15 protein-coding genes, 1 tRNA gene and 1 pseudogene are annotated in these 17,680 nt (G+C 67.0%); 7 read left to right on the forward strand and 10 right to left on the reverse strand.

Annotated features, from left to right (window positions below):
* The 5 genes from ntrX to hflX all read left to right on the forward strand — a co-directional run bounded on the left by ntrX (position 1) and on the right by hflX (position 5,507).
* Positions 1-1,362: a nitrogen assimilation response regulator NtrX gene (gene ntrX / locus Q331_RS0108065; protein WP_026380260.1), complete on the forward strand. Its 1,362-nt coding sequence runs from the start codon at positions 1-3 to the stop codon at positions 1,360-1,362.
* 44 nt (positions 1,363-1,406) lie between these two features.
* Positions 1,407-2,783, forward strand: a complete 1,377-nt coding sequence (trkA, locus tag Q331_RS0108070; RefSeq protein ID WP_026380261.1) for a Trk system potassium transporter TrkA — start codon at positions 1,407-1,409, stop codon at positions 2,781-2,783.
* A 113-nt stretch (positions 2,784-2,896) separates the two neighbouring features.
* Positions 2,897-3,760, forward strand: coding sequence for a D-amino-acid transaminase (locus Q331_RS0108075; RefSeq protein ID WP_026380262.1), 864 nt, complete (start codon positions 2,897-2,899; stop codon positions 3,758-3,760).
* Between the two features lie 101 nt (positions 3,761-3,861).
* Positions 3,862-4,107 (forward strand): RNA chaperone Hfq, encoded by a 246-nt coding sequence (gene hfq / locus Q331_RS0108080; protein WP_026380263.1) that lies wholly within the window; start codon positions 3,862-3,864, stop codon positions 4,105-4,107.
* 59 nt (positions 4,108-4,166) lie between these two features.
* Positions 4,167-5,507 (forward strand): GTPase HflX, encoded by a 1,341-nt coding sequence (gene hflX, locus Q331_RS0108085; protein ID WP_051630834.1) that lies wholly within the window; start codon positions 4,167-4,169, stop codon positions 5,505-5,507.
* Positions 5,508-5,555: 48 nt separating this feature from the next.
* On the opposite strand, the gene mazG is transcribed toward hflX, so the two are convergent.
* From mazG to Q331_RS20610, 8 genes are all read right to left on the reverse strand, one after another.
* Positions 5,556-6,410, reverse strand: a complete 855-nt coding sequence (gene mazG, locus Q331_RS0108090) for a nucleoside triphosphate pyrophosphohydrolase (RefSeq protein ID WP_026380265.1) — start codon at positions 6,408-6,410, stop codon at positions 5,556-5,558.
* 278 nt (positions 6,411-6,688) lie between these two features.
* Entirely contained in the window at positions 6,689-7,531 is an 843-nt protein-coding gene (locus Q331_RS0108095) for an MBL fold metallo-hydrolase (protein ID WP_026380266.1), read from the reverse strand.
* 2 nt (positions 7,532-7,533) lie between these two features.
* A complete protein-coding gene (locus tag Q331_RS0108100) occupies positions 7,534-8,313 on the reverse strand; it encodes a TatD family hydrolase (RefSeq protein ID WP_026380267.1) in 780 nt (259 codons plus the stop codon).
* Complete coding sequence (gene metG / locus Q331_RS0108105) at positions 8,313-9,887, reverse strand: methionine--tRNA ligase (RefSeq protein ID WP_026380268.1); 1,575 nt, start codon at positions 9,885-9,887, stop codon at positions 8,313-8,315. The genes Q331_RS0108100 and metG overlap by 1 nt, the downstream gene beginning before the upstream one ends.
* A gap of 16 nt (positions 9,888-9,903) precedes the next feature.
* On the reverse strand, positions 9,904-10,995 hold the full coding sequence (locus Q331_RS24085) for a DNA polymerase III subunit delta' (RefSeq protein ID WP_026380269.1): 1,092 nt from the start codon (positions 10,993-10,995) through the stop codon (positions 9,904-9,906).
* Positions 10,996-10,998: 3 nt separating this feature from the next.
* On the reverse strand, positions 10,999-11,649 hold the full coding sequence (gene tmk / locus Q331_RS0108115) for a dTMP kinase (RefSeq protein WP_026380270.1): 651 nt from the start codon (positions 11,647-11,649) through the stop codon (positions 10,999-11,001).
* Entirely contained in the window at positions 11,640-12,812 is a 1,173-nt protein-coding gene (locus Q331_RS0108120; RefSeq protein WP_026380271.1) for a D-alanyl-D-alanine carboxypeptidase family protein, read from the reverse strand. Before Q331_RS0108120 ends, tmk begins: the two co-directional genes overlap by 10 nt.
* Positions 12,813-12,868: 56 nt before the next feature.
* Positions 12,869-13,873 (reverse strand): septal ring lytic transglycosylase RlpA family protein, encoded by a 1,005-nt coding sequence (locus tag Q331_RS20610; protein WP_245615551.1) that lies wholly within the window; start codon positions 13,871-13,873, stop codon positions 12,869-12,871.
* 339 nt (positions 13,874-14,212) lie between these two features.
* Between Q331_RS20610 and Q331_RS0108130 the strand changes: the two genes are divergently transcribed.
* On the forward strand, positions 14,213-15,733 hold the full coding sequence (locus Q331_RS0108130; RefSeq protein ID WP_026380272.1) for an undecaprenyl-phosphate glucose phosphotransferase: 1,521 nt from the start codon (positions 14,213-14,215) through the stop codon (positions 15,731-15,733).
* Positions 15,734-15,761: 28 nt separating this feature from the next.
* Here the strand turns inward: Q331_RS0108130 and Q331_RS0108135 are convergent, their stop codons facing one another.
* Positions 15,762-17,006 carry an O-antigen ligase family protein gene (locus Q331_RS0108135; protein WP_026380273.1) on the reverse strand — a complete coding sequence of 415 codons (1,245 nt, stop codon included), beginning with the start codon at positions 17,004-17,006 and terminating at the stop codon, positions 15,762-15,764.
* A 255-nt stretch (positions 17,007-17,261) separates the two neighbouring features.
* Here Q331_RS0108135 and Q331_RS0108140 point away from each other — a divergent pair.
* A tRNA-Pro gene (locus Q331_RS0108140) sits at positions 17,262-17,338 on the forward strand.
* A 44-nt stretch (positions 17,339-17,382) separates the two neighbouring features.
* On the opposite strand, the pseudogene Q331_RS0108145 reads toward Q331_RS0108140, so the two are convergent.
* Positions 17,383-17,680 (reverse strand): annotated as a pseudogene (locus Q331_RS0108145) (IS5/IS1182 family transposase); the annotation flags it as partial.

Raw genomic sequence — 17,680 nt, forward strand, 5'->3', positions numbered from 1 at the left:
ATGTCTACCGACATCCTGGTGGTGGACGACGAGGCCGATATTCGCGAGCTCGTCGCCGGAATTCTGGAGGATGAGGGATACGGCACGCGCACGGCCGCCAACAGCGACCAGGCGCTGGAGGCGATCGCGGAGCGGCGCCCGGGGCTGATCTTCCTCGACATCTGGCTGCAGGGCAGCCGTCTGGACGGCCTCGCCCTGCTCGACGTCATCCACAAGGAGCATCCGGAGCTGCCCATCGTCATCATCTCCGGACACGGCAATATCGAAACCGCCGTCTCGGCCATCAAGCGCGGCGCCTACGACTATATCGAAAAGCCCTTCAAGGCCGACCGGCTGGTGCTGGTCGCCCAGCGCGCCATCGAGGCCTCGCGGCTGAAGAAGGAAGTGGCGGAGCTGAAGCAGCGCTCCGGCGAGAGCAACGATCTCGTCGGCTCCTCCTCCGCCATGCACCATCTGCGCCAGACGGTGGAGCGGGTCGGGCCGACCAATTCGCGGGTGATGATCTTCGGCGCCTCCGGCGCCGGCAAGGAGCGCGTGGCGCGGGCCATCCACGCCGTCTCGCGGCGCGCGGAGGGGCCTTTCGTCGTCCTGTCATCGGCCAGCATCACGCCGGAGACGATGGAGGTGGCGCTTTTCGGCACCGAGGCGATGAACGGACACGGAAGGCGCGTCGGGGCGCTGGAAGAGGCGCATGGCGGCATCCTTTATCTCGACGAGGTGGCCGACATGCCGCGCGAGACGCAGGGCAAGATCCTGCGCGTTCTCGTCGAGCAGACCTTCGAGCGCGTCGGCGGCTCCAAGAAGGTGAAGGTCGATGTGCGCATCCTCTCCTCCACGGCGCGCGACCTGGAGGCGGAGATCAAGGAAGGCCATTTCCGCGAGGATCTGTTCCACCGCCTGGCGGTGGTGCCGATCCGCGTGCCCTCGCTGGCGGAGCGGCGCGAGGACGTGCCGGAACTCGTCGACTACTTCATGGCGCAGCTCGCCCAGACTTCCGGCCTGCCGGTGCGGCGCATCGCCGATGATGCCATGGCGGTGCTGCAGGCGCATGACTGGCCCGGCAATCTGCGCCAGCTGCGCAACAACGTGGAACGGCTGATGATTCTCACCCAGGGCGACCCGGAAGCCATGGTGACGGCGGCGATGCTGCCGCCGGAGATCGGCGAGATCCTGCCGGCGACGCCCGCCGACGGCTCGGCGCATATCATGTCGCTGCCGCTGCGCGAGGCGCGCGAGGTCTTTGAGCGGGAGTATCTTTCCGCCCAGATCAACCGCTTCGGCGGCAACATCTCGCGCACGGCCGAATTCGTCGGCATGGAACGGTCGGCCCTGCATCGCAAGCTGAAGAGCCTCGGCGTATAAGAGCGCCGGATTGAGGCACCGCACGCGGCGGGCAAGGGGCATTCATGCGTATCATTATTTGCGGCGCCGGCCAGGTCGGCTACGGCATCGCGGAGAAGCTGGCGACGGAGAACAACGACGTCACGGTGATCGATCAGTCGCCGCGCCTCGTCAACGCCATTCGCGACACGCTCGACGTGCGCGGCTTCGTCGGCCACGGCTCGCATCCGGACGTCCTGGCCAGGGCCGGCGCGGAGGAGGCGGACATGCTGATCGCCGTCACCTTCTACGACGAAGTCAACATGATCGCCTGCCAGGTGGCGCATTCCCTTTTCAGCCTGCCGACGAAGATCGCCCGTATCCGCTCGCAGACCTATCTCGCCAAGCATTGGAGCAATCTGTTCTCGCGCGACAATCTGCCCATCGACGTGGTGATCTCGCCGGAGGTGGAGGTCGGCGAGATGGTGCTGCGGCGCCTGGCGCAGCCGGGCGCGGTGGAGACCATTCCCTTCGCCGACGACAAGGTGACGGTGCTCGGCATCGCCTGCGACGAGGAATGCCCGGTGATCGATACGCCGCTGCGCCAGCTCACCGAGCTGTTCCCGGATCTCAACGCCACGGTGGTCGGCATCTTCCGCAGCGGCCAGCTCTTCGTGCCGCGCTCGGCCGACCAGATGATGGCCGGCGATCTCGTCTACGTGGTGACCAATTCGGAGCGGGTGAAGCGCACGCTCACCATCTTCGGCAAGGAGGACACGCTCGGCTCGCGCGTCGTCATCGGCGGCGGCGGCAATATCGGCCATTACGTCGCCAACCATCTGGAGGAGCGCAATCCGCGCGCCAAGATCAAGGTGATCGAGGTGGACCGCGAGCGCGCCGTGCACATTGCCGAGGCTCTCGACCGGACGGTGGTGCTGCACGGCTCGGCGATGGACGAGGTGATCCTGAAGGAGGCCGATATCGCCGATGCCGACACGATGATTGCCGTCACCAACGACGACAAGGTGAACATCCTTTCCTGCGTCATGGCCAAGCGCCTCGGCGCGCGGCGGACGATGAGCCTGCTCAACGATCCGGCCTTCCCGCCGCTGGTGCGCACGATCGGCATCGACGCTTTCGTCGATCCGCGCGCCGTCACCATCTCGCGCATCCTCCAGCATGTGCGGCGCGGGCGCATCCGCAACGTCCACACCATCCAGAACGGCGCGGCGGAGGTGATCGAGGCCGAAGCGCTGGAAACCTCGCCGCTGGTCGGCCGGCCGCTCAGCGAGCTCGATCTGCCGAAGGGCATCCGCATCGGCGCCATCCTGCACGAGAACGAGGTGATCGTGCCGACCGGCGCCAGCCAGATACGCAAGGGCGACCGGCTGGTCATCTTCGCCACCGCCGATCAGGTGCCTCGCGTGGAGCAGATGGCGCGGGTCAGCCTTGAATACTTCTGAGCGCGGCCCGGCGTTCCGGGGCAGGGGGGAAGTGCGCGGCCGGCGCGCGGCGGGCCTTGTGCCGATGACGCTTCGCGCCTATGCCGGCTGAGAGTTGCCGAGGAGTCGCGTGAATGTCGAGAGTGGCCTATGTCAACGGCCGGTACGTGCCGCACCGCGCAGCCTGCGTCCATATCGAGGATCGCGGCTATCAGTTCGCCGACGGCGTCTACGAGGTCTGCGAGATCTGGCACGGCCATATCGTCGATATGCGCGGACATCTCGACCGGCTGGAGCGCTCGCTCGACGAGCTTGAGATCGCCATGCCGATGACACGCGCGGCGCTGCGCGTGGTGCTGCACGAGGTAGCGCGGCGCAACCGCGTCAGGGAAGGGCTCGTCTATGTGCAGGTGACGCGCGGCGTCGCCCCGCGCGACCACGTCTTTCCCGGCCCCGATGTGCGCCCTTCCATCGTCGTGACGGCCCGCTCCAGCGACCGTGCGAAGGCCGATCGGACGGCCGAGGAAGGCATCGCCGTCATCACCGTGCCAGACAATCGCTGGGAGCGGGTCGACATCAAGTCCGTCGGCCTGCTGCCGAACGCGATCGCCCGGCAGCGGGCGAAGGAAGCCGGCGCCAAGGAGGCCTGGTTCGTCGACGATGAAGGTTTCGTCACCGAGGGCGCGGCGACGACGGCATGGATCGTCACCAAAGACGGCACGCTCGTCACCCGCCCGAACGGTACCGGCATCCTGCCGGGAATCACGCGCAGAACCGTGGAAGAGGTCGCCCGGCGCGACGGCTACCACGTGGAGGCGCGCAAGTTTACGCCGCAGGAGGCCAAGGAGGCGCGCGAGGCCTTCATCACCGCGGCGACGACGCTGATCATGCCGATCGTAACCATCGACGGCACCACGATCGCGAACGGCAAACCGGGCTCCGTGGCGACGGCTATCCGGCAGCGCTTCCACCAGGTGGCGGAACTGGAAGCCGTCTAAGCGGAGCCTATATTGTGGTTATCCCGGCCAGGGGTGACAGCTGGCCGCAAAGCAGGCAATCTGCTGGTGCGGCGCAACAAGAATAAAGGTCGGCAAATCGAATGGGCGAAAAGAACCAGAACTTGCAAGATACCTTCTTGAACCATGTGCGGAAGGCAAAAACTCCACTTACGGTTTTTCTCATCAACGGCGTGAAGCTCCAAGGCATCGTCACGTGGTTCGACAACTTTTGCCTGCTGTTGCGGCGCGATGGGCATTCGCAGCTGGTCTACAAGCACGCCATCTCCACGGTGATGCCCAATCAGCCCGTGCAGTTGTTCGAGCCCGACGATGGCGACAACGGATAGGCATTGCGGCGGATAGGCATTGCGGCGGATAGGCATTGCGGCATCACGATCGCAAGGAGCTGACAGGAGAGGGCGCGCCCGAGGAGGCGCGCGATCCTGAGCGCACGCTCGTCCTGTTGCCGGAGCTGCGCGGCCAGGACGAGGGAGCGCCCTCGCGCCCGCCGGAGGCACGCCGGGCGGAAGCCGTCGGGCTTGCCGAAGCGATCGGCCTTCATGTGGCGGAGGCGCTTGCCATCCCGGTGCGCAAGCCGGTGCCGGCGACGCTGTTCGGGGCAGGGAAGGTGGAGGAGCTGAAGCTCGCCATCCGCACGCTCCAAGCCGGTCTCGTCATCGTCGACCATCCGATCTCCCCGATCCAGCAACGCAATCTGGAGCGGGCCTGGAACGTCAAGATCCTCGACAGGACCGGGCTCATCCTGGAGATTTTCGGCGAGCGCGCCCATACCAAAGAGGGCACGCTGCAGGTGGAGCTCGCCCATCTCAATTACCAGAGAAGCCGGCTGGTGCGCTCGTGGACGCATCTGGAGCGCCAGCGCGGCGGCTTCGGCTTCCTCGGCGGGCCCGGCGAGACGCAAATCGAGGCCGACCGGCGGCTGATCCAGGACCGCATCCGGCGCATCGAAAAGGCGCTGGAGAGCGTGCGCAACACACGCAACGTGCACCGCGCCAAGCGCCAGAAGGTGCCGCATCCGGTGGCGGCGCTGGTCGGCTACACCAATGCCGGCAAATCGACGCTGTTCAACCATCTTACCGGCGCCTCGGTGATGGCGCAGGACCAGCTCTTCGCCACGCTCGACCCGACGATGCGCCGCGTGGCGCTGCCGCACGGCGAAACGCTGATCCTCTCCGACACGGTGGGCTTCATCTCCGACCTGCCGACGAGCCTGGTGGAGGCCTTTCGGGCGACGCTTGAAGAGGTGATCGACGCCGATCTCATCGTGCATGTGCGCGACATCGCCTCGCCGGAGACGCAGGCGGAGGCGCAGGACGTCGCCGGCGTTCTCGCCGAGCTCGGCATCGAAGCCTCCGATCCGCGCCTCGTCGAGGTGTGGAACAAGGTCGACCTGCTTGAGCCGGCGGCGGCGGATGCGCTCCGGCGCAAGGCCGCGGCCGCGCACAACACCGTCGCCGTCTCCGCGCTCACCGGCGAGGGGCTCGCCGAACTCCTGGCGCTTCTGGAGGCGCGGCTGTTTGAGGGCAGGGCGGTGGTGGAGGTGATGTTCGAGGCGGCCCGCTCCGGCGAGGCCGCCTGGCTCTACGAGAACGGCGAGGTCCTGGCCCGCCACGACGACCCTGAGACCGGCGTCTCCAGCTTGACGGTGCGGCTGCCGAGCGGGCGGCTCGAGCAATTGCGCGAACGGGCGCGGGGCGAGGGAATCCGGCTGTCGGTCTCGCGCTGACCCGCGTTTATTTGTCTAGACAAATCCAATCGACGCGCCATCCGCGTCTCAGCCGCCCGAGGTTTCGCCGGCCTTGGCCGCCTGCCACAGGGTTTCCATCTCCTCCAGCGAAGCCTCCTCGATCGGCCGCCCGGCGGCGCCGAGGCCCTTTTCGATGGCGGCGAAGCGGCGGCGGAATTTCTCGTTGGTGCCGCGAAGCGCCGCGTCCGGCTCCACGCCGGCCAGCCGCGCGACATTGACGAGGGCAAAGAGCGCATCGCCGATCTCGTCCTTCAGCCGGGCCGGATCGCGCGGCTCGCCCGCAAGCTCGCTCTCCATCTCGCCGATTTCCTCCTTCAGCTTTTTCAGCGCGCCTTCGACATTTGGCCAGTCGAAGCCGAAGGAGGCCGCCTTCCTTTGCAGCTTCAGCGCCTGAAGAAGGCCCGGCAGGCCCCGCGGCACGCCCGCCAGCTCGCCGTCTTCCGTCGCAAGGCCGCGGGCGGCGCGCCGTACCTTGCGCTCCGCCTTTTCCTCCGCCTTGATCTCCTCCCAGCGCTGCTTCACCGCCTCGGCGGCGTCCGCCTCCCCATCACCGAAGACATGTGGACCGAAGACATGCGGATGGCGCCGCAGCATCTTTTCGGAGATCGCCTCGGCAACGTCGTCGAAGGCGAAGGCGCCGGCTTCCTCGGCCATGCGGGCATGGAAGACGACCTGCAGGAGAAGGTCGCCGAGCTCGTCCCTCAGATCCTCCAGGTCGCCGCGCTCGATGGCGTCGGCGACCTCGTAGGCTTCCTCGATGGTGTAGGGCGCGATGGAGGCGAAATCCTGCCGCACATCCCAGGGGCAGCCGGTCTGCGGGTGGCGGAGCGCTTCCATGATGGCGATGAGCCGGTCGATGGCGGGTGGTTCTTGTCTGTGCATGGGCCTTCGCATAGCGCAGCCGCGCGCGGTGCGCCAATGAGGCGCGTGGCTTTCACACCGGAACGGCATGCGCGCCGATCGCGTCCTCGACGACCGGCCGGAGGTCGCGCGAAGTTTTCGAGACGTCTCGACGTGGAGGGGAGCGGCTTGTCAGGTCCTCGGCGGCCGACGCGGAAGCGAGGCGCAACCGACAACGCTCAACACGCAAGTCGCATAAGATGCATTATGGAACATAATTGAGGTCGGAAAGGGCGCCTTGAGAGCCTTTCTCGGCGGCTCTAACCGCGCCGCGCCGGCCGCCTTTCGTCCGGATCGTAGGCAAGCTCCACCACCATGCCGTCATAGGCCGGCTCGACGTTCTCCGGCAGCTCGCGTTTCAGCGCGTTGTAGTCGAGATCGACATGCATATGCGTCAGGATCGCGCGGCGCGGGCGCACCGTCTCGATGACGCCGAGCGCTTCCTCCACGGAGAAATGCGAGGGATGCGGCTTGTGGCGCAGCGCATCGAGCACCCAGATATCGACGCCGTGCAGCGCCGCCAGCGCTTCGCCGGTGAGCCCTGAGACGTCCGGCGAATAGGCAAAGCCGCCGAAGCGATAGCCGAGCGAAGGCATGGAGCCGTGGATTTGGCGAAACGGCAGCGCCGTCAGCCTGCCGCCCGGCCCGTCGATGACGACCGGCTTTGCCGGCTCGATGACATGCGCATTGACGATCGGCGGATATTCGCTGCCTTCGGGCGTGCGGATGCAATAGCCGAAGCCTTCCTCCAGCCGTTCCATGGTCGGCCGGTCGGCGTAGATATCGACGCGCCGGCGCATGGTCATGACGAAGCCCCTGAGGTCGTCGATGCCGTGGATGTGGTCGGCGTGCGGATGGGTGTAGAGGACGCCGTCGATCTTCGTCAGTTCGGCCGCAAGCGCCTGTTCGCGCAGATCCGGCGAGGTGTCGACGAGCACCTGCGTCGCCTCGCCGGAAGGCTTCACCCGCTCCACCAGCGCCGAGCAGCGCAAGCGCCGGTTCCTCGGCTCGGCCGGATCGCAGGCGCCCCAATCGCCGCCGATGCGCGGCACGCCCGGCGAGGAGCCGCAGCCGAGAATGCGCACGCGCAGAATGTCCGCCACGTTCAGGGCCGCGTCACTTTGGAGAAGAGGCGGAAGAAATTCTCGCTCGTCGTCTCGCCGATCTCCTCGGGCGAGACGCCGCGGCATTCGGCCAGAACGGCCGCCGTATGGGCGACATAGGCCGGCTCGTTGCGCTTGCCGCGAAACGGTGTCGGGGCGAGATAGGGCGCGTCGGTCTCCACCAAGAGCCGGTCGGCCGGCAGATCGCGCGCGATCGCCCGCAGCTCCTCGGACTTCTTGAAGGTGAGAATGCCGGAAAAGGAGACGTAATGGCCAAGGCGGATACCCGTCTCGGCAAGAGCGCGGCCGGAGGAAAAGCAGTGCAGCACCGCCGGAAAGGCGCCCTTTTGCGTTTCCTCCTCCAAAATGGCAGCCATGTCCCGATCGGCGTCGCGGGCATGGATGATGAGCGGCAGGCCGGTCTTTCGTGCCGCTTCGATATGGCGGCGAAGGCCCCTCGCCTGTCCCTCGCGCGAGGCGTTGTCGTAGAAATAGTCGAGGCCGGCCTCGCCGATGCCGACCACCTTCGGGTGCTCGGCAAGGGCGATGAGATCCCCGGCGGTGACGTCCGGCTCCTCGTCGGCGTTGTGCGGATGGGTGCCGACGGAGCCATAGACGTCGTCATAGGTCTCCAGGAGCGCGCGGATCCTGTCGAAGCTGGCGAGCCGCGTGGAGATGGTGACCATGCGCAGGACGCCGGCGGCGCGGGCGCGCTCCACAACCGCGTCGCGCTCCTCGTCGAAATCGGGAAAATCGAGATGGCAGTGGCTGTCGACGAGCATCAGGTCGTGGCCTTGGCCGTCCCGGCGGTCGTCTCCGCTTCCACATAGCGCGGAAAGATGGCCGCGGGCGGCGGCAGCGCCGTGCCGGGAACAAGACGGCCGCCCTGCCCGAGAGCGGCGAAGTCGCGCTTCTCGGCGGGGACGGCGAGAAGGTCGAGAAGCTTTATCGCCGAGCCGGGCATCACCGGCTGAACGAGCACGGCCACCTGGCGGACGACCTCGGCGGTGACGTAGAGCACCGTCGCCATGCGCTGCGGATCGCTCTTGCGCAGAGCCCAGGGCTCCTGCGAGGCGAAGTAGCGGTTGGCCTCGCCGACCACCTGCCAGATGGCGGCGAGCGCCTGGTGGATCGCCTGCTCGCCCATGGCGGCGCGGCAGCGCTCAAGGAGCCCGTCGGCGGCGGCCAGCATGGCCTCGTCGGCCGGCGAAAAAGCGCCCGGCTGCGGCACGGCGGCGGCGCAATGCTTGCCGACCATCGACAGGGAGCGCTGGGCGAGATTGCCGAGATCGTTGGCAAGATCGGCGTTGATGCGCCCGACGATGGCATCGTGGCTGTAGGAGCCGTCCTGGCCGAAGGAGACCTCGCGCAGGAAGAAGTAGCGTACCGCATCGAGGCCGTAATGCTCCACGATGGCGAACGGGTCGACGACGTTGCCGACCGACTTCGACATCTTTTCCCCCTTGTTGAAGAGGAAGCCGTGGGCGAAGACGCGCCGCGGCAGAGCAACGCCCGCCGACATCAGGAAGGCCGGCCAGTAGACGGCGTGAAAGCGCACGATGTCCTTGCCGATGAGGTGGATGTCGGCCGGCCAATAGCGCCAGCGCGGGGCGCTTTCGTCGGGAAAGCCCGCGGCGGTGATGTAGTTCGTCAGGGCGTCCACCCAGACATACATGACGTGGCGCTCGTTGCCCGGCACCTTGATGCCCCAGTCGAAGGTGGTGCGCGAGATGGAAAGGTCCTTCAGGCCCGATTTGACGAAGCTGACGACCTCGTTGCGACGCTCCGCCGGCCCGATGAAACCCGGATGCGCGCGATAATGCTCAAGCAGCTTGTCCTGGTAGGCGGAGAGGCGGAAGAAGTAACTTTCCTCCTCCACCCATTCGACGGGCGAGCCGAGCGGCTCGCGGCGCACGCCGTCCTCGCCGAGGCTCGTCTCCTTCTCGTCGAAGAAGGCTTCCTGGCGAACGGAATACCAGCCGGAATACGTGTCCAGATAGATGTCGCCGTTCGCCTGCATGCGCTCCCAGATCGCCACGCAGGAGCGATGGTGGCGTTCCTCGGTGGTGCGGATGAAGTCGTCGTGGGAGACGTTGAGCACCTCCATCATGTCGCGGAAGCGCTGTGAATTGCGGTCTGCAAGCTCGGTCGGCGTGATGCCTTCCTTGGCCGCCGTCTGCTGCATTTTCTGCCCGTGCTCGTCCGTGCCGGTCAGAAAGAAGACGTCCCGGCCGTCGAGCCGCTGAAAGCGGGCAAGCGCGTCCGTCGCCAACGCCGTATAGGCGTGGCCGATATGGGGGACGCCATTGGGGTAGAAGATGGGCGTGGTAATGTAAAAAGTCGGCTTTGCGGTCATCGCATTCGGCCCGCGATCAAGTGAAAATGGGGCGGTGGGGATGACGCGCGGCTTCGGCAACGGTCTCAAAGACGTTGAGCACGAATTGCCTGCGGTCGAGATTGAAGGTTTCCACCTCCGCCGAGCGTCGGGCCACCTTTTCCCATAGCTCCGCCCACCTGGCAAGCGGCAGAGAGGGCGGCGAAGCGCCCTCCTCCGGCTCCGCAAGACGGCGCACGCGCCGGTCGAGATAGCCGCCGACGAGATCGGCGAATTCGGCCCAGGCGGCGCCGCGGGCGGAGGCCGCCTGCTCGGCGACGGCCTGCAGGCTGGCATGGTCGGTGGCGGCGAAGGCGCGCACGATGGCGCGGTAAAGGGAGAGGCCGTTGCCGCCGGCAAGCTCCAGGGCGCGGCGGGCGCTGCCGCCGGCGAGCGCGGCGACCGTGGCCAGATCCTTCTGCGGCGGCCGGGCAACGCCGAGCGCATCGAAGATGCGGGCGATCTCCGTCTCGCTGAGGAGCCCGAAGTGAAAGCTGCGGCAGCGCGAGCGGATGGTGGGCAGAAGCTGGCCCGGCCTGGCGGTGACGAGGACGAAGACGGTGCGCTCCGGCGGCTCCTCCAGCGCCTTCAAGAGCGCGTTGGCGGCGCTGCGGTTCATCTCCTCGGCGCCGTCGACGATGACGATGCGCCAGGCCCCCTCGCCTGCCGTGGTGCCGAGGAAGGGCACGATGCGCCGGACCGTGTCCACCGAGATCACCGTGCGGAAGGTCTTGCGCTTGTCGTCCCAGGGGCGCTGCAGATGCAGGACGTTGGGATGGGCGCCCTCGGCGAGGCGCCGGTGCAGCGGATGGCGCGCGGCGATGGCGAGGTTTTCGGCCGCCGCCACATCGGCCGCCGCCGGGTCGGGCTCGGCCAGCAGGAACTTTGCCAGGCGGAAGGCGAGCGTCGCCTTGCCGACGCCCACGGGACCGCAGAACAACAGGCCGTGATGCAGGCGGTTGCCGCGATAGGCGGTCAGAAGCTGGCGCTCGGCCGCTTCGTGGCCGATGAGATGCGGGTTCTCCTGCGGCAAGGGCACGCCGGCCAGGCGGTCCAGCGAGGGACGCTCCTCAACCGGCTTCCTGGCCATGGCTCAACATGCCTCGGCGGCAAGGCCGAGACGGGCGCGCACCGCGCTGGCGATCGCCGCGGCGACGGCCTCCTCGTCCTTGGAGGCGTCGATGACGGTGCAGCGTTCCGGCTCGGCCGCGGCGATCTGGAGAAAAGCCTGCCTGCGGGCGGCGTGCACCGCCTCGACATCGGCCTCGAAACGGTCGGCGAGGCTGCGCCGCGCGGCGCGGGCAAGGCCCTCGGCGATGTCGATATCGAGGATCAATGTCAGGTCCGGGCGGGTGTCGCCGACGGCGATCTCCTCCAGCCGGTCGAGCTTCTCAGGCTCGGCGCCCGCCGTGCCCTGATAGGCCCTGGTGGAATCGGCGAAGCGGTCGGAGATGACCCAGGTGCCGGCCGAAAGCGCCGGACGGATGACGCTCTCCACATGGTCGCGCCGGGCCACGGCGAAGAACAGCGCCTCGGCGGTCGGCCCGAAGGGCTTCACCAGGCCGGCGAGAAGAAGCTGGCGGATCGTCTCCGCCTCGGGGCTGCCGCCGGGCTCGCGGGTCATCAGGACGTCGTGGCCGGCGCTCCGGATCAGATCGGCGAGGCGCCATGCCTGCGTCGACTTGCCGGAGCCCTCGCCGCCTTCCAGCGTGATGAAGCGGCCGCGGGCGGGGCTCACAGCCATCCGAAGAGGAGCTCGCCCAAGGCGTCGAAGGCGCGCCGATGCAAGGGTCCGACGGCGATTGCCTCGGCGGTGTAGAGCGGCGTTTCCTGGATAAGGCGCTCGCCTTCCCAGACCTTGAGGCTGCCGACCTTGATGCCGGCCTCGACCGGCGCCTCGATCGGCCCCTGATAGACGGCGCGCGCCCGCAAGGGCTCGGTGGAGGAGCGGGCGATGAGGACGCGGATCGGTCCTTGCGCCTTCAGAGCCACCCCGCCTTTCTCGCCGCCATAGACGCTCGCCTCCGCCACCACCTCGTCCGCCTCGAAGGCGGTGATCTGACGGAAGGCGCGGAAGCCCCATTCCAGCAGCTTGCGGGCCTCCGAGGCGCGCTCGCCGGGGCTCTTGCAGCCATTGACGACGACGATGAGCCGCTGGGTATTGGCGACGGCCGAGCCCACGAGCCCGTAGCCCGATTCCCGCGTGTAGCCCGTTTTCAGGCCATCGGCGCCGATACCGGCGTCAAGCAGCGGGTTGCGGTTGCGCTGGGTGATGTTGTTCCAGGTGAAATCCGGCTCGGCGAACATTTTGTAGAGCTCGGGGTATTCGGCGATCATGTGCCGCGCCAGGATGGCGAGGTCGCGCGCCGTCACCCGCATCTCCGGGTCCGGCAGGCCGGTCGCGTCGCGGAAGGTGGAATTGGTCATGCCAAGCTCTTCCGCCCGCCTGTTGAGAAGGTCGGAAAAGGCGATCTCGGAGCCGGCGATGCCCTCCGCCACCGCCATGGCGGCATCGTTGCCCGACTGGATGATGATGCCGCGCAGCAAATCCTCCAGGCGCACGCGCGAGCCGAGCTCGGCGAACATGGTGGAACCGCCGGAGGCCGCCCCGCCCTCGCGCCAGGCATGCTCGGAGATGACGAACTCGTCGTCGAAGCTGAGCTCGCCCTCCTTCAACAGATGGAAGACGTACTCCACCGTCATCAGCTTGGCCATGGAGGCGGGCGCCATCGGCTCGTCGGCGTTCTTTTGCAAAAGCACCGTGCCGCTATCGAAATCCATCAGGATGGCGAAGGGCGCACTGGTGTCGAACTCCTGCGCAAGTGCCTGTTGCGGCAGCCACAAAAGGAGAAACACGCCAAGCAGGCGGTAAAGAAGGCTTCGTGCTGAGAAGGGAATCGCGCGCATTTCCAGACGTATCGCTTGCTCGCCCCGCGCACATAAAGCGCGGCTTGCCGGCAGAATCAACGGGATGCGAGGCGCTTCAGGCGATTTTGCTCAGCTTCGCCGAAGGCGGTGGACGGCTGTGCCGCGAACTCGTCGAGAGCGGCGAAAGCAGCGTTCACGCGCTCCTCAGGCACATAGGAGCTGCGCAGAGCCAGGCGGCGCGGCGCCGGCTGCGGCAGCGTGAAGCTGGCCGGTTGCGCCGATGGCCGGGCTTCCTCGGCAGCGGCGAGCTGGGCGCTCGCGCCGAGCGCCGCGGCCGGATCGAAGGGCGTGCCGGAGGCGACCTTCTCGCTGTCGACCGGTCCATCGAAAGCCTCATCAAGCGCCGTCGCGCCGGGCTCGGCCTCCGGGGCATAGGCGACCATGATATTGGCCGCCGCATCCGCCGGATCGGGCGCGCTCGGAAGCTCCGGGCCGCGATAGGAGGCAAGAAGGAACTGCGTGTCGTCCTCTTTCAGCGGCGCATGCTCGACATACTCCACCTTCACCTTGGCCATGCCGGCATGCTTGAAGTCGAGCACCTCGGCCGCGCGCTTGGAGACATCGATGAGACGATCGGAGTGGAACGGGCCGCGATCGTTGACGCGCACGATCACCGAGCGGTCATTGGCGAGGTTGGTGACGCGCACATAGCTCGGGAGCGGCAAGGTCGGATGCGCGGCCGTCAGCATGGCCATGTCGAACACCTCGCCATTGGCCGTCAGCTTGCCGTGGAAGGCATCGCCGTACCAGGAGGCGGTGCCGGTGCGCTCGTACTCGTCCTCATGTTTGGGCTTGTAGACGCGGCCGGCGATCTCATAGGCCTTGCCCACCTTGCGGTAGGCATTGGCGCGAAGCGAGGCGACGGCGCTCTCCGAGGCCCCCTCCCCGCCCTCGGCCGCGCCAGATTGGCCTTTCGATGTCAGCGAGGTCGTCAGGGAGGCCTGTTCGTCGGGCGTTGCAACGCAGCCCGCCATCAGCCCGGCAAGGGCTGCAGCGGCGATGACGACCTTCATGCCTGGCCGGCGCTTTTCTGGCTCCACCCTGCTCTTCCCCTGGATACCGGCGCGAGGGGACGCGGCGCTGCGTCCTTCCCGACCGATACCTTGCCTGCCATCCGGCCTTCGGCCTTATGCGACGGCGCGGCTTGCCCCTGTTAAGGATTACTCCTTCCTCCAGAATACGACGAAGCCGGGGCGAAGGTCTGCCCCCCGGCGGCAAAGGTTCGAGGAGTGTGGCGGATCGGCCACGCAGCGATGGCGGAGGCGGGCCTCGCCGGCTTGTCCGCGTCCGCTTTTGGTTAACCGTAGCCCACGGAAAAGATTGAATAAAATTCGTATCGGCAGCACTTAACCGTCAGAACAAGATGCGGAAATGTGACCATGTCGCTGGCAAATGTGGACGCGCCTAAGGCGTCCGGCAAAGATCCGTCCGGGGCGGGACACTCGGCCCTCAATCTGGCGGCGGCCCGCGTGGCGGCGAATCTGCGCCATCGGCCGGTCTCCGTCGCCTTCCTGGCCACCTTTCTGCGCCTTGCGGATTTCGTCACCCTCTTCGCCATCGGCGCGGCGATCTACGCGCTCTACGTCGTGCCCGGCGGCGAGGCGTACAGCCTGCACTATCTCTTCCCGCTGATCATTCTGCCGGCGCTGACCGTTTCCTTGATCGGCACCTTCAAGGGCTACGCCCTGCCCGCCTATCGGCGTCCGCTCGGCTATATCGGCAAGACGGCCGGCCTGTGGGCGGCGGTCTTCGGCTGTTTCAGCCTGTTCATCTTCTTCTTCCGGGCCGGCGAAGATTTCTCCCGGCTGTGGCTCGCCGTGTGGTTCGTGTGCGGCTTCGCCTCGCTCGGCATCGTGCGCCTGATGATGGCGCGGCTGGTGCGGGAATGGACGCGCAACGGGCTCTTGGAGCGGCGCGCCGTCCTGGTCGGCGGCGGGCCGGAAGCGGTGGCGCTCATCCACGCCCTGGATGCCGAGCCAGACAACGATATCCGCATCTGCGGCATCTTCGACGACCGCGAGGGCGATCGCGCGCCGGCGGTGCAGGAGGGCTTTCCGCGGCTCGGGCGCATCGACGAGCTGGTGGAGTTCGGCCGGCGGGCGCAGATCGACATGCTGATCGTGGCGCTGCCGCTGACGGCCGAGCGCCGGCTCTTGGAGATGATGAAGCGGCTCTGGGTGCTGCCGGTGGATATCCGCCTGGCGGCGCATACGACGCGGCTGCGCTTTCGCCCGCGCGCCTATTCCTTCATCGGCTCCGTGCCCTTCCTCGACCTGTTCGACAAGCCGATCGCCGGCTGGGATTCGGTGGTCAAGCGCGTCTTCGACGTCACTTTCGCCAGCCTGGCGCTGGCCGCGCTGTCGCCGATCATGCTGGCGGTGGCGGTCGCCATCAAGCTCGACAGCCGCGGCCCGGCGCTCTTCCGCCAGCGCCGCTACGGCTTCAACAACGAGCTGATCGAGGTCTTCAAGTTCCGCTCCATGTATGTGGAGATGGCCGACGCCAATGCCGCCAAGCTCGCCACGCGGGACGATCCGCGCATCACCCGCGTCGGCCGCTTCATCCGCAAGACCAGCCTCGACGAGCTGCCGCAGCTCATCAACGTGCTGAAAGGCAATCTCTCCCTGGTCGGCCCGCGCCCGCACGCGCTGCTGGCCAAGGCGGCGGACCAGCTCTACGAGCAGGTGGTCGACGGCTATTTCGCCCGCCACCGGGTGAAGCCGGGCATCACCGGCTGGGCGCAGGTCAATGGCTGGCGCGGCGAGACCGACACGCAGGAGAAGCTGGAGCGGCGCGTGGAGCACGACCAGTTCTATATCGAGAATTGGTCGGTGCTTTTCGACCTCTACATCCTGCTGCTGACGCCCTTCCGTCTGTTCAACGACGAGGCGGCCTACTAGGCCGAAACGGCCCGCCGCCCCTCAAGGCTCAGCGAAGATCGGCAAGCGAGAGACGCGGCGGGCGCCCCCTCGCCACGCGGGCCGGAGGCGGGCTCGCCGCCTGCGTCCTTTGAAAGCGGGCCGGGTTGAAGCCCCAGAGGATGCCGAGCAGCAGCCAGAAATGCCGCCAGTGCTCGCCCTCGTGCAAAAGGGCGCATAGGAGCGGCCCCAGAAAGCAGATGAAGACCGCGACGGCGGCCGGGTGATGCCCGGTCGTTCGGTAATTGGCGAGGCTGAGAAGCACGGAGGATATGAACAGGGCCAGGAAGGAAAAGCCCGCCAGCCAGCCGTAGTTGAGGAAGGAGGAGAGGAAGATGTTATGGATCGGCTCCTCGAAGATCTTGTCGAGCTGCAGGATGCCGAGCCCGGCCGGGTTCTCCAGGATCAAGGGAATGGAGCGCACATAGCGGCCGTAGCGTCCCTCGCGGCCGGAATCGTAGGATTCGGCGAGCGTCGCGCGCTGGGTGAATTTCTCCGCGAATTCCGGCGAGCTGACCAGGGCCGCCGTCAGGATCATGCCCGCAAGCACCACCAGCGCCGTGCCGTAGGCGAGGACCCGGCCGAGATGGCCGCGGTTGAGAAAGACGATGTAGCCGATGGAGCAGATCAAGGTGGCGGTGATGGCCGCGCGCGAGAAGGAGACGAGGATGCCGAGCACCAGGATGGCGATGGCGGGCCCGAGCAGCGCCGCCCGGCCGATGCGCTCGTGCAGCATGTAAAGGCACATGATGAGGCCGGGCAGCAGGAAGGAGGAGTACATGTTGGGATCGTCGATGAACCCCTTGCCCCGCCCGTCCCATGTCAGCGCGTCGATGCCCAGGGCGAAGCCGACGATGCCCAGACAGGCGGCGATCACCGTGGAGACGATGTAGACGCCCATGAAGGCGTGCAGCTGGCGCGGCCCCCAATCGTTGGAGATGTAGGCCGCGCTGATGCCCAGGACGACGACGAAGGTCTTCTTGAAGGCCTCCTGCCCCACCTCCGGCTCGCCGATAAAAGGGATGGAGGCGATCCAGAAGGACACCGTCCAAAGCACCAGAAGGGTGAAGAAGACGAAGAAGGTGAGGCGCACCTTCTGCCAGACGAAGACCGACAGGGCGAGCGCCAGCATGAACAGGAAATCGACCGGCGAGGGCCGCGACAGCGTGTAATTCATGGCCAGCACGGCGATAAGGAAGACTGCGTTCCTCACCGTGGTCGGATAAAGCCTCCAACGGCCGACTTCAGCCTGCATCGGCCAACGGTCCCATGCGATACGGAGCGGGTCGCCAGTTAGGGGCGAGAATGGTTAATTTTGGCTGAGGCTGGCGCCCGCGAAGAGGTTGCCGCCCGCTCCCCCGCCGGCGTCCCCTGCCCTCGCTTCCGCCCCACCGGGAGCGCCTTGGCGGCGGCCCTTTTCGGGCGCGGCGGAAGGGTCTTGGATTTGTTCCGGCAAAGCGGCTTATGCGCATTGCGTGGGGCGAAGCGGCTCACTATAGTCCGCCGCGCTCGGAGCGTAGCGCAGCCTGGTAGCGCACTTGCATGGGGCGCAAGAGGTCGTGGGTTCGAATCCCGCCGCTCCGACCATCCCCCCACTTTTCCCCGAACGGCCCCCACTCTTTCGTTGACTGTTAAGAAGCCGTCTGGAGCGCGGTTTTGGGGCCAATGGCTTTGGCAAAGGCCTCCAGGATGAGGCGCAAGAGAAGCCTCAGCCAGCGGAGGATGAGGCGGAAGTTGTAGCCGGCGGCGGTGAGGACGGCATTGGCGTGGTCGCCGTGGCGTCCCTTGAGGAAGTTGCGGCCCATGTGGCCGTCGGTCTTGAGGTGTCCGATAACGGCCTCGATGGCGGATCGTCTTCTGAGCTCCTTCTTGATGGCCCCGAACACGCCCCGCTTCTGCCCGGAGCGGAAGACGCCGAGCGGCCTTGGC

Source organism: Afifella pfennigii DSM 17143, from assembly GCF_000688515.1.
Classification (GTDB): Bacteria; Pseudomonadota; Alphaproteobacteria; order Rhizobiales; family Afifellaceae; genus Afifella; species Afifella pfennigii.